Annotated in this window: 11 protein-coding genes and 1 pseudogene; 5 read left to right on the top strand and 7 right to left on the bottom strand. The window is 36.2% G+C overall.

What is annotated here, in order from left to right; all coding sequences use genetic code 11:
* Positions 1–130: 130 nt before the first annotated feature.
* A pseudogene (gene tnpA / locus GHT08_RS21510) lies at positions 131–601 on the bottom strand (IS200/IS605 family transposase).
* 250 nt (positions 602–851) lie between these two features.
* Entirely contained in the window at positions 852–2033 is a 1182-nt protein-coding gene (locus tag GHT08_RS21505; protein WP_163583438.1) for an HD-GYP domain-containing protein, read from the bottom strand.
* A 268-nt stretch (positions 2034–2301) separates the two neighbouring features.
* Between GHT08_RS21505 and GHT08_RS21500 the strand changes: the two genes are divergently transcribed.
* Positions 2302–2769, top strand: coding sequence for a nucleoside deaminase (locus tag GHT08_RS21500; RefSeq protein ID WP_163583437.1), 468 nt, complete (start codon positions 2302–2304; stop codon positions 2767–2769).
* A gap of 89 nt (positions 2770–2858) precedes the next feature.
* Here the strand turns inward: GHT08_RS21500 and GHT08_RS21495 are convergent, their stop codons facing one another.
* Positions 2859–4064 (bottom strand): Bcr/CflA family efflux MFS transporter, encoded by a 1206-nt coding sequence (locus tag GHT08_RS21495; protein WP_163583440.1) that lies wholly within the window; start codon positions 4062–4064, stop codon positions 2859–2861.
* A gap of 216 nt (positions 4065–4280) precedes the next feature.
* On the opposite strand from GHT08_RS21495, the gene GHT08_RS21490 reads away from it, so the two are divergent.
* Positions 4281–4562, top strand: coding sequence for a hypothetical protein (locus tag GHT08_RS21490; protein ID WP_163583436.1), 282 nt, complete (start codon positions 4281–4283; stop codon positions 4560–4562).
* A 41-nt stretch (positions 4563–4603) separates the two neighbouring features.
* On the opposite strand, the gene GHT08_RS21485 is transcribed toward GHT08_RS21490, so the two are convergent.
* Positions 4604–5518, bottom strand: coding sequence for a phosphatidate cytidylyltransferase (locus GHT08_RS21485; RefSeq protein ID WP_163583435.1), 915 nt, complete (start codon positions 5516–5518; stop codon positions 4604–4606).
* A 91-nt stretch (positions 5519–5609) separates the two neighbouring features.
* Between GHT08_RS21485 and GHT08_RS21480 the strand changes: the two genes are divergently transcribed.
* Both GHT08_RS21480 and GHT08_RS21475 read left to right on the top strand, forming a co-directional pair.
* Positions 5610–6170 carry a C40 family peptidase gene (locus tag GHT08_RS21480; protein ID WP_163583434.1) on the top strand — a complete coding sequence of 187 codons (561 nt, stop codon included), beginning with the start codon at positions 5610–5612 and terminating at the stop codon, positions 6168–6170.
* Between the two features lie 82 nt (positions 6171–6252).
* Positions 6253–7155 carry a 3-hydroxyacyl-CoA dehydrogenase gene (locus tag GHT08_RS21475; RefSeq protein ID WP_163583433.1) on the top strand — a complete coding sequence of 301 codons (903 nt, stop codon included), beginning with the start codon at positions 6253–6255 and terminating at the stop codon, positions 7153–7155.
* 37 nt (positions 7156–7192) lie between these two features.
* Here GHT08_RS21475 and GHT08_RS21470 read toward each other — a convergent pair whose 3' ends face one another.
* From GHT08_RS21470 to GHT08_RS21460, 3 genes are all read right to left on the bottom strand, one after another.
* The gene (locus GHT08_RS21470) at positions 7193–8185 is read right to left on the bottom strand and encodes an LLM class flavin-dependent oxidoreductase (protein WP_163583432.1); all 993 of its coding nucleotides are present in this window, start codon (positions 8183–8185) and stop codon (positions 7193–7195) included.
* 296 nt (positions 8186–8481) lie between these two features.
* A complete protein-coding gene (locus tag GHT08_RS21465; RefSeq protein WP_163583431.1) occupies positions 8482–10248 on the bottom strand; it encodes a coiled-coil domain-containing protein in 1767 nt (588 codons plus the stop codon).
* Between the two features lie 2 nt (positions 10249–10250).
* Complete coding sequence (locus tag GHT08_RS21460) at positions 10251–12197, bottom strand: efflux RND transporter permease subunit (RefSeq protein ID WP_238343645.1); 1947 nt, start codon at positions 12195–12197, stop codon at positions 10251–10253.
* A 272-nt stretch (positions 12198–12469) separates the two neighbouring features.
* On the opposite strand from GHT08_RS21460, the gene GHT08_RS21455 reads away from it, so the two are divergent.
* On the top strand, positions 12470–13045 hold the full coding sequence (locus tag GHT08_RS21455; RefSeq protein WP_153836359.1) for a TetR/AcrR family transcriptional regulator: 576 nt from the start codon (positions 12470–12472) through the stop codon (positions 13043–13045).
* Positions 13046–13074: the final 29 nt, after the last annotated feature.

The following is a 13074-nucleotide window of genomic DNA, read 5'->3' as shown; positions in this document are numbered from 1 at the left end:
TCAAAACCACCAGTGTGAACTGGTGGTTTGCTCTGCGGCTGAAAGCCTCTGTTACCGGCCTCGGCCTAAAAGGCCCACTGAATGGGTTTCCCTTCTGCACCACACTCACTCACTAATTCTAAAAAATTTCTTATTTCTTCTTATTTTTCTCCCCAGTGAACGGATCAAATTCTTCGAATAAGGTTAGCTGATCGCTCATGTAGTCCTCTCTGAGCTGATTTCTAATATATTCTTGAATTTGATTTTTATTTCTTCCCACTGTATCTACAAAGTAGCCGCGACACCAAAATTTGCGATTACCATATCTATACTTTAAATTGGCGTGACGATCAAAAATCATTAAACTACTTTTGCCCTTTAAGTATCCCATGAATTGAGATACACTTAGCTTTGGTGGTATACTTACTAACATATGAATGTGATCTTTGCATGCATTTGCCTCGTGTATTTCAACTCCCTTCCTTTTACAAAGCTCTCTTACTATTTCTCCGATGCTTCTTTTATATTTTCCATAGATAATTTGTCTTCTATATTTTGGCGCAAAAACTATGTGAAACTTACATCTTCACTGTGTATGTGCTAAACTATTCTTGTCCTGCATTGGACATGCCTCCTTCTTTGGTGAGATTTGGTGGTCGGGAAACCAACCTTATCTTACCATGAAGAGAGGCTTTTTTTACTCCACGCTAGAAGCTCTATGGAACCCCCGGCATAGCCAGGGGTTTTCAAAGACCATAAGAAAAGAGGATGCTATTAAAATAGCATCCAACAAAATTACTAAGGTCTTATAAAACACCACCAACAAAAACCGGTAGTAGCATTTAGTTTTTTTAATTTTTTCACCTTCATGATTAATCCTCCTCTCTTGTTTTATTAGTCCCTTTTTGTTGAATATGGTGATATTCGACCCATTTTGGAAAAACCTCTTGGAAAGTGGTAATTAATTGAGGGTCAAATTGAGTACCACTACCATTAATAATATTTTCGTATGCTTTTTCAATAGACAATGCAGCTCGATACGATCTTGTGGAAGTCATAGCATCAAAGGCATCTGCAATTGAAATTACCCTAGCAAGAAAGTCGATTTGATTCGCTTTTAAACCATCAGGATATCCTTTACCATCCCATCTTTCATGATGATGCTTTATTACATTAATGTTTTCGGCAACTCCTTCAACTTCTGCGATCGCCTGTGCACCTACTGTAGGATGTGTTTTAATTATGTCAAATTCTTCATCTGTTAATTTACCTGGTTTGGTTAAAATCGAATCTGGTATATTTACTTTTCCAATATCATGTAATAAACATGAATAATAAAAAGTTTTTAACTCTTCATCATCATATTTTCCCGTTGCCTTTGCTAACGATATAGCATAATCTGCAACTCTTTCACTATGCCCTCGTGTATATGGATCTTTTAATTCTAATGTTGTGATAACACCTTTTACAATCCCTTCCATCTGCTTGTCATAAGAACTTTGTACAGCTCTGACATAGGCAAGAAAACGATATAATAGAATACAAGCGACAATCGAGTATACTACAACTAGAACCAAAGGAATTACAACAATCTCATCCGATAAAATCAAACCAATTATTAGGTATTTAAAAATTGTACCTAATGACACTGTATAAAAGAAACGTTCGCTCACAAATATTGGTGAAAACATAATTATTACTAGTTCAATTATATTTCCGCTTGCATATGGTTTTTCAATTCCCTGAAAAATGAGAAGGTCTAAAATAATATCTGAAAATGTTACGGTGAAAAAATAAATATATTTGATAGGAGATGGCTTTCCGTTTCTTAAATAATAATAGGCAATAGGAAGTAATGCGAAAATTGCAAAATACTTGATATAATATAGGCTATTCTGTTCAGGAGTCATCTCATATTGCCATGGAACAGCTGGTATTATGAAATAATAAACTATTTCAAATCCAAAATAAATAACGTAAACCAACCACAAAAACCACACCGTTGTTCGTTTTTCTTCAAGTAATAGATTTGAATATCTATGCATATTTTTCATTTCTATATCCTTTCTAAAGATATTATACTATATAAAGAACAGGATTTCTACAATTTTCCTGCGAAATTTTAAATATTCTGTTTAAAGTATAAGCTATTTGTCGACACTTGTAAATTAGCTCTTCACTTCACTAAGTCCTTCTTCTTACTACTATAGTAACAAAGGAAAACATTTTCAATTATTTTAATGTTAAAGAATATCACAAGCTAATCATAATTTTGAGATATCTACTATAAAATATTTTATAGATTGTAAGGAGGCAACTAATATGAAGCTAGAATTTATGAAGCACGCTTTACAGATAGCATATGACAATGTAGAAAAAAGAAATGGTGGTCCATTTGGTGCTGTGGTTGTAAAAGACAATAAAATTGTAGGAGAAGGGACAAATGTAGTCACAACAACAAATGATCCATCCGCACATGCTGAAATCAGCGCAATCCGTGATGCATGTAAGCACCTTAATGATTATCAATTAACAGGTTGTGAAATTTATACAAGTTGTGAACCTTGTCCGATGTGTCTAGGAGCGATCTATTGGGCACGTCCTAAAGCTGTTTATTATTTTAATACAAGAGAAGAAGCAGCAAAGATTGGATTCGATGATCAATATATTTATGACCAAATCACAATGAATATCAAAGAAAGAAACTTATTAATGAAGAAACTAGATTTAAATAGTGATAAATTACCTTTCCAATTATGGAAGCAAACTACGGATAAAGTAGAATATTAAGCAAAACGCAAAGAGCCCGTTTAACGTAGCAGGTGGATATCCAAATTTTATACTTTCTTTCTAAAAAAAGATGAGTTGCATCATACAACTCATCTTTTTTGTCTGGTAAATGTAAAAAATATAATCGCCCCGATAAGAGAATTTGTAAATAGTACTGCTCCCATTGGAACTGCCGTTGTTTCATCTAATCCTACAATAGGGGCAACTATTGCACCCATTACTAAAGGCAACATACCTAGTAATGCACTTGCTGTCCCTGCCCGTTCTTTTTGATTCTCCATTGCAAGCGAAAAACTACTGGTTAAGATAATCCCAACTGAGTTTAGATGGATAAATAACGAGATAACAAGCATATACAATGGCCAATGAAACACAGTCGCTATTAATAATATCGTGTTTGCTGTTAATGACATGATAACACCGGTTCTCAATAAGCTTCTTTCTGAAAAATAGCCGCTTAATCGACCCACGAGAAAACTACCAAGAATAATCGCTAATCCATTTATACCAAATAAGATACTAAATACTTGTGGTGATACATGATACAGATCCTGATAAACGAATGGTGTCGCCGCAACATATGCAAATGTTCCACCTTGAACAAAACAAACTACAATCGCATAGCCGATAAAGGAGCGGTCTTTTAATAAATACCCCATTGTTTTTAATGAATTGGCAATCGAAGTTGGTCGACGATTTTCTTCTGGTAAAGTTTCCGGCAATTTAAAGGCACTAATCGTCACCATCACAATACCTAATAGAAATAAAAAGATAAAAATAGTATGCCATGTTGCAAAGGGGAGTAATAATACAGCCCCGCCTGAGATCGGAGCAATCATTGGTGCTGTAGCATTAATTACCATTAACAATGCAAAAAATTTGGTTAATGCTTTTCCATCAAATACATCTCGCACAACTGCTCTAGATAACACAACACCTGCCGAAGCTGTGAATCCTTGTAAAAACCTAGCTAAAATTAACACAATAATATTGGGTGCCACTGCACAAACCAATGAAAAGATTGCAAATAGCGAAATAAAAAATAGTATAGGTTTTCTTCTTCCTATTGCATCACTGATCGGTCCAATTACTAATTGGCCAAAAGCTAAACCTAATAAACAAGCAGTTAAGCTTAATTGAACAAGCGATGCTCGTGCTCCCAAATCATCTGCTATTTGTGGGAAACTTGGTAAATACATATCGATATTGAACGGGCCTAACATTGCTAACATCGCTAGCAAGAATGCTAAGCCGATTCGTTGTTTTCCTGTTGGATTATGTAATTTCTGTTCGATGTTAACCCCTCCCTTCCAATTATTATATAAGAATTAGCTCTGGAGTTATAGTAATTGGCATTTAGGCAAAGTGTAATTCTACCATCAGTGGAGGATTTTGATCTCACATAGAGATTAAGCTTTTGTAACATTTGTCATTCATTTTTAATACAAGTGACCGTTTAGACGATTGATAAACGGGTTATAGTTAAGTAGCTAATAAAAGGAGGATGCAACATGAAGAAGTTTTTATCTAAAAATATTGAGTTGAATGAAAGATTATCCATTAACCAGCTCTTAGCTTTACATACCTATCAGAAAAATTATAAAGGTCATATTTACCTTCTTTTCAATCATGATATGATCACACTTGAAAGTTTACCAAGGCTCGTTTCATTTTCGTTAACTATGAACCCAAAATGTGAACTTCAATTAATTGTCGAAGGAAAAAATCCACAACAAACATTAAATGATCTCACAAAATGTATCCATCTAAAGAAGTATAAGATTGCTCAATAAATGATACTTCAAAAATCCATGGTCGCCCCATGGATTTTTAGCTACATAAAATCAAAAAAGTAACGGATCACATGAAAGAAGACCGGTGCCGTATATGTTAAACTATCAATTCGATTAAGATAACGATCCTTTAACCGCTCCAATGCTTCTTTGTTCCCTATTAAAAGATCCCGCTTTAACACAGATATCGTCAAACTTCCAAAGTACCCCGAAACACTGATTAAAATGCCTGAAGCAATACCAAAAGTTAGATCCAACGGTGTTAATAATGGATATATACAATAAGATATGACGGTTGTTGCAATAAGTGCTCCAATAAACCCTTCCCATGTAATATAGGGATTAGCCGTCGGTGCAACTTTACGTTTGCCGAGATATAGCGATATTAAATATTGGGTGACATCATTGACTTGTGTCAAAATAATGAGATACAAGACAAGGTTTGCACCGAATTCTGGTGTCGCAACTGGAAAATAGGCTAAATGACTTAAACCAAATACCATCAAAATTAACCCCCACTGGGTAAAACTAACCGATCGTAGAAAACCAACTGTACCTTTTCCAATAATACGCGGAAGTGGTAAAAACAAAAAAACATAGACAGGAATAAACACTATAAACATGCCATACCAACCAATATAGATCCAGTAAAATTGTAGTGGAATCATTAAATAAGACCATAAGAAAATTCGCCGATCTGATTTTCTTGTTTTCATCATGGAAAAATACTCTCTTAATGCAAAAAAACATAAAATCATGATGGCGATCAAAGAAACGGTGGTATTGAATAAAGTTGCAAAACAGAAAATGGTGAACATGCCCCACCATGTCTTGACGCGGAGCTGAATCGTAGTAAAGTCCTTATCTGGTTGTAATTTGGTAATAATCTTAAATACTATGGATACAACTAACAAAATAAAAAAGATAATAGATAAAGTCCAAATCGTTTCCCTCATGATTTTCACCCAATCTTTTTAAAAACTGCATTCATTTTACAGTAAATACGTTATAATGAAAAGAGTAGAATGATGATAGTTGGTGATGTACATGAGTGAAGAAAATTATGTTTATATTATGTTATCCGATACAGGTACTTTATTTACAAATGTTATCAAAACATATACCAAAGCGCCCTATAACCATGCTTCTCTTGCTTTTGATCCGGAACTGAAAGAGATGTACAGTTTTGGCAGAAAAAATCCGAAGAACCCTTTGAATGGTGGATTTGTAAAAGAAGATATTTGGACCGGCACGTTCAATAAATATCGTAATACCACTTGTGTTATTTATCGCCTCCAAGTAACTGAACGTGAAATCGATAAAATGAAACGAATATTGGAAGTGTTTATTAAAAAGAATGATAAGTTTCTCTACAATATCCTAGGTGTGATTGGAGTCTCATTAAAAGAACCAGTTGAATTCAGTAACTCTTATTTTTGTTCACAATTTGTTGCAGATATCTTTTATCGATCAGGCATTAAATTATCGGATAAACTTCCCGCCATGGTAACACCAGATGATTTCAGAAAAAATGATCGCATGGAATTAATATACGAAGGGAAATTATTTGACTATGCACCGATTAAGCAAAATGAAACTAAGTCTTAATACCTATCTTTTGATTAATCTTCTATTCTTGTGTCATAATACAGTAGTGTTCTACTAGAAAAGTGAGAAGGGATGGATAGGTATGGCGTCATATCAAAAAGTTACCGTTGCTGGTGGAGGAGTTTTAGGAAGCCAGATTGCTTACCAAACTGCCTTCAATGGCATTGATGTGGTGGTTTATGATATTAATGAGGATGCGTTAAACCAAGCAAAACAGCGTATTACCAAACTAAAAGATCGTTATAAGACAGACTTGGATGCAACACAAGCCCAAGTAGATGCTGCCTTTGAACGCATGGCCTTTCAATCGGATTTAAAACAGGCAGTATTAGAAGCAGACCTTGTCATCGAAGCAATTCCGGAAGTAGTGAATATTAAAAATGCATTTTACCAAGAACTTGGACAAGTTGCTCCTGAGGAAACGATTTTTGCTACTAATACTTCTACATTATTACCAAGTCAATTTGCAGAAGTAACAGGAAGACCTGAAAAATTCCTGGCACTCCATTTTGCCAACGAAATCTGGCTAAATAATACAGCTGAAGTAATGAAACATGAACAAACCGATGAACAAGTATTTGAGGATGTTCTTGCATTTGCTAAACAGATTGGCATGATTGCTCTACCGCTACATAAAGAACAACCCGGTTATATTCTTAATTCCTTGTTAGTTCCATTACTTGATGCCGCTCAAGGTTTATTTATTAAAGGAGTAGCAGATCCAGAGACAATTGATAAAACCTGGATGGCTGCAACTGGTTCACCAAAAGGACCTTTTGCAATCCTTGATATAGTAGGAATTACTACCGCCTACAACATTGTGAAACAAAAAGCAGATAAAACTGGTGATCAAAGTGCTGCAAAATTAGCAGAGCTTTTAAAGACAGAATATATTGATAAGAACAAATTAGGAACAGCTACCGGCGAAGGATTTTATAAGTATCCTAATCCAAGCTATCAAGATCCTGACTTTCTTAAAGCATAAGGAGGAGGCAGTGGTTCGTACCACTGCCCCTTTTGTTTTATCGTATCGCTTCTGCTATCAGTTGATAGGATTTCTTTTTTGCTTCAAAGTCGTGAATATTCGTGATCAGCATAAATTCATCTGTTTGATAGACTTTTTGCAAGCGAGTTAGCTCTTGTTTTATCTGAGCAGGTGTTCCGATAAGACAACGCTCTCTGTTTTTCTTCATTATATCCAGTTCTGCTTGCGTAAATGATTTCTTTCGGACTTCTTCTATGGATGGTACTTTCGTATCTGCCCCTTTTCCTACACTAAGCAGCCATTTGTCTTGTGTTAATGCTAATTCTTCTGCCTCTTCATTCGTTTCCGCACAAATGGCAAAAATACAAACCATTGTTTTTGGCTGATCCATTGAAACAGAAGGTTGAAATTTCTCACTATACGTCTGCATTACTTTTTCACCATGAGCAGGATTAATAAAATGACCAAAAACAAATCCTAATCCTAGCTCTGCTGCGTTTGTTGCTCCACGCTCCGACAATCCTAATACCCAAATTGGTGGTACCTTCTCCACTCGTGGTCCAGCTTTTACCAAGCGAAATTCATGCTCTTTTGGTAATGAATTATGCAAAAAACCTTGTAAATCGGTGAGTTGACGCGGAAATTCGCTTAAGCTTTTGTTTTGATTATCCGTAAGTGCTGACCGGGTTAGTTGTGAACCACCAGGCGAACGACCGACACCTAAATCAATCCGCTCAGGAAAGAATCCTGCCAATGTCTTGAAATCTTCAGCAATTTTATAAGGACTATACTGTGGTAATAAAACTCCACCTGATCCAACGCGGATGGTATTGGTTACAGAAGCAATCCTTGTCATGATAATTTCTGGAGAAGAGCTTGCCAATCCATTCGTATTATGATGCTCTGCTACCCAATAACGATGATATCCTAATTGCTCTGCCCACTGCGCAAGTTCTAACGTATTTGCCAATGTTTGTTCAGGTGTATCTCCTCTGGAAATAGGTGCTTGATCTAATACACTTAATTTCATCATTCTTCGCTCCTTTTCCTTAAGTGTAATTTTTTTGTAGGAATTTGAAAAACAATAAAGCTTATCTTTTGTCGCGGACATCTATTCCGCTATTCCGCTATTCAGCTATTTCATTAGAAAAATAGCATGATTTGCAGTAAATAACGGAACAGATGTCCGGGAACGTCAAAAAATCACTACTTTTAGCTAAATTAACGGAATAGATGTCCGGCAACTCGACTCACCGTGTTCTTCTCACAAAAAAAAGATAGCATACCCAACTGACAGGTATGCCATCGACATTATCTAATCTACTATCATCTAAATAAATCTAATAAGCGATCCCAGAAGCTCTTCTCTTCTTCTGTCTCTTCTTCCTCATCATCTTCTTCATCTTGGGTAATGCTCTCTGTTTTTATTACGAATTGAACGGTTTGCACATTTTCATTTTTGTCGGAAACAAATGATTCTGCATCAAAATCTGACTTGTCATAATCATTGATCATCTCATCTATTTCATCCTGCATTTGGTCAGGTAAGTCACTTGTTGAATCAGCCAATTCTGTTGTCCCATCATGTAACTCACTTGCACCCTCTTCCAGTTCAGTAGTTCCATCTTCTAATTCTACAATTCCGTTATGAAGGTCCTGATAGGCATTGGACAATTCATCAACACCATTTGTATATTCCTTAAGACCTGCATGAAACTCTTGATAATTATCGGATAGTGTCGCTAATCCTTCTTGTAATTCTTTTAAGCCTTCCTGAATATCCATTCCTTCACTTGCTGCTTCGATTTGTTCAGCCATTGTTTCCAGTGAGGACGCCATTTTATTTTGTGAACTACTTACTTCGTTAAGAGTTGGGGTAACTGCTTCAAATGCTTTGCTGACTTTTTCATAGGTACTTTTTGCTGTACTAACAGCTTCATAAGTGCTAACTAATTTGTCTACTACTCTTTGATCTTCTTCACTTAAATCCAATCCTTGAATCTCTTCCTCTGAAACATTTGCCGGGATAGCATTTATCGATTTATCCAATGTTTGATAGGCTTGCGAATAATTTTCCTTTAATATCGTTAATCCATCGCTTGCCTCTTTTAAGCCATCAGCAATTTGCACAAGTCCATCCTGTAATGCACTGAAATCTCCTGTTTCCACATCTTGATCGATGGAATTTTTCATCGTGATTAGTGCTTGATCGATGGACTTACTACCACTGATCAAATCAGCTGATCCATTATTAATTTGGGTAATACCATCCTGATAATCGCTGGAACCATTTTTTAGACTGGAAACACCATTATTCAATTCTGAAATGCCATCCGCTAATTCACCTACTGCCTCATCAATTTCAGCGGTAGCATCTGATAATGTCTCAAAATCCTCTGTCACATCATCCGTATCTGGAGAATCAATCGACATAGAGGAAGGAACAGCCGATATCTCGATCCCTTCCATTTCAAAGTCTGTTACGTCTGCTTCTAATAGGAAATTTTCCTCTTTCTCCGGCATTACTGTAAAAGTCACTTGTTTATTCTTACCGGCATTTGCGATGGTTCCTTCTCCTGCCTCAATATTTTGATACAACTCACTATCTAGCGAAAGCGAAATCTGTAACAAATAATTTTCAAAGAAGATCGAATTAACATCTTCGTTCGCAGAAGTTTCTATCTCTATTTGCAAATGGCCTTCCTGACCTAACAATTCTTCTGGATTCACTTCTTCCCCATCAAGCTGATAGTGGATGGTAAAATCCCAAGGTAACGGTTTGTTTTCTAGGTCTCCTTGATAATAAAAGGTCTCCTCAGATGTCGTGAAGGAAATTTCATCCCCCTCTTTTGTTATCTCGGATAGGTCAGTCAAGTTTTTCACATTGGTATAATTACCGTAATCGACTAATTTTTCCTGTTCTTCCACTTCAAAACTATTCACGACATACATATTCAACTCTTCACCATTTGGTTGTAATGTGGCATATATTACCTCATCCTTTGGAGCCGTAGCACTTGCTGCAACTACGCTAAAAGGAGAGAGTGCAACTATCCCCACCATCATTAACAATAAAAATCGTTTTATTCTCATCATCAACCCTTCTTCTTATAAAAGTTTGCTTTCCAAGTTGTTTTTTCAATCACTTTATCAAACACTAATAACATCGCTGGTAAGAAAAATACGACTAAAATAAACGCTAGTAATGCTCCTCTACCAAGTAACAATCCAATTGATCCGACAATTGGATTGGAGGACGTCATCCATAAGATAAATCCAACACTTGATAAAATCGAAGCAGAAATCAAAATCGAAAAGATTTTTTCATCAATTGTTTTCTTAATAGCTTGTAAAGCTGGCATCTCTCTTCGATTGACATGATACGCTTCTGATAATAAGATCGCGTAATCGACTGTCGCAGCTAGCTGTACTGTACTTATGATTAAATACCCTACATATACGAGTGACGAATCCATAAAGTATGGTACAGATAAGTTAAACCAAACTGCCGCTTGTATGGTTAGTAATAACACAATCGGCATGGAAATTGAACGGAAAGTGATTAATAACACCACCGCAATCGCAACGATCGTTAGTACGTTAACTACTACATTATCTTTTTCTACCGTATTTTTAATATCGTACAGTGTCACACTTTCACCTAAGGCATGAACGTCATCTCCGTAATAATTTTCGGCCGTTTCTTCTGCCTCATCAATCAAAGTGAAAGCTGCATCACCTTCCGCATCCGTATTGGAATGCAAAATAATACGCGAATAATTTTCAGAGTAAAATTGTTCTGTGATTGATTCATCCAAATACTCAGGAGGAATCGCCGCACTGACTGAATTGACATAAGCTAACACACTCGACACATGATCAAGTTGTTCCAGTTCTTGTACCAGTTCTTCTTCTTTTGCAATATCTCCTTTTGGCACCAGCAAAACCATTGGTGTATATTTGCCAAACGAATCTTCAATCGTTTGTTCATCCACACCGATTCGGGTAGAATCCGGATGCTCACCTACACCATAAATAAAATTCGTATTACTTTGTGCCAAAAATGCTGGAACTAGCATTAACAGAACAAGAATTAAACTTGGTATTCTAAACTTAAGCACACGTCTACCGAGATTTTTAAAATTCGGTACAATCTGTTTATGTTGTGTCTTGTCAATCCATTTGTAAAAAGTAAGTGTTAGTGCTGGTAAAAATACCATGACACTAATAAAGCTGAACAATATACCTTTGACTAAGTTAACACCTAGATCAGCACCAATTTCGAAATTCATAAATGTGAGAGCCATAAATCCGAAAAAGGTTGTCGATGCACTTGCTGCGATAGCCGGGAATGATCGCTTCATTGCCAAACGCATGGCATTAGTCGGTTCCTCCCCTTTGTTACGAAAGTCTGAAAAGCTATGTAACAAAAAGATCGCATAATCGAGTGAGACGGCCAACTGAAGGATGGGTGCAACTGATTGGGTGACAAATGATACTTCTCCCAAAAATATATTGGTACCAAGGTTGATCAGCACCGATACTCCAATCGCCGTAAGGAAGAAAACTGGCTCCATCCAGGAATTCGTTGATACCACCAAAATAATGATGATAATAGGAACTAAAAGTAATGCCGCATAAGCTGATTCTGATCCCGCCATTTTCTGTGATTGCGCGGTATCTACAGCTTCCCCTGACAACGCATTTTCCTCACCAATTAATTGATAAATTTGATCGGTAATTTCTACCTCATCCCCGTCACGAATATGAAAAGAAAACAGTGCATTGTTATCTTTATAATAAGTTTCCACTGTATCTTCGTCAGCAATTTCGATCGGTGTTTTAATATCAATGGCATCATCTAACCAAGTTACATCACTAACACCATCAATAGCTGTAAGCTGTTCTTTATATTCTAATGCTTCCTGCACGGTTACATCATGCATTAAAACCCGAGCATTTGCCACAGACGCTTCAAACTCTTCTTCCATCGTATCCATTGCATTTGTTGACGGCGCGTCGTCTGGCAAGTAATCAACCATATTATAATTAACAGATACGGCGAATTGCGTAATTACACTAATCAGAGCAACCACGATAAAAGTAATAACAATTGATTTTTTATGTTGAATTATTTTTGTTGAAAGGTCAATCGTTGTTCATCCTCTCTTGCAAATTTCCTCAATCCACTATATTATATAGACACCGTGTTGGATATTCAACAAACAGTTTTGGATATCACGTTTATTTTCCAACATATCATACTTTTTTGTTGGAAATTAACAAAAAGTTCACAAAATAAGGAGTGTTTTCATTGCCTGACAAATTAGATCGGCGCAAAAAATACACGCGAATGGTCTTAAAAGACAGCCTGATCCAATTAATGAATGAAAAAACTTTTTCATCGATAACTGTCAAAGAAGTATGCGCTCTTGCAGATATTAATCGCTCTACCTTTTACACACATTTCACCGATGTTCACGATTTACTTTATTCCATCGAAGAAGAAATTATTGAAGAAATGAATAAATACTTGAATGCATTTAATTTTATTGTGGAAGAAGAGTCGATTCAGATGACGGAGCAGTTGTTAGTATATATCAAAGATCGAAAAGAAATCTTCGAAGCATTATTGGAGAATAATACAGGGACAAGCTTTGAAAAAAGAGTGATGGATATTGCAAGACTTTTTTTAATAAACAAAACGGATACTGCTAACATAGACGCTGCTTCTTATTTAAGCACCTTTATCGTGTCCGGGGCCATCCATGTTATTAAAGATTGGCTACTGAATGATCAAACACAGTCACCGAAACAAATGGCTGAACTGATAAGTCAATTTTGCAATAAAGGACTAGGGGCAATGGAAAATGAGAAGCCCAGAGAATAGCTGAACTGCACCCTGTCAAGTAGACAGTG

This window comes from Gracilibacillus saliphilus, from assembly GCF_010994085.1.
In the GTDB taxonomy this organism is placed as follows: domain Bacteria; phylum Bacillota; class Bacilli; order Bacillales; family Amphibacillaceae; genus Gracilibacillus; species Gracilibacillus lacisalsi.
This window is presented reverse-complemented; position numbering and strand designations above follow the sequence as displayed.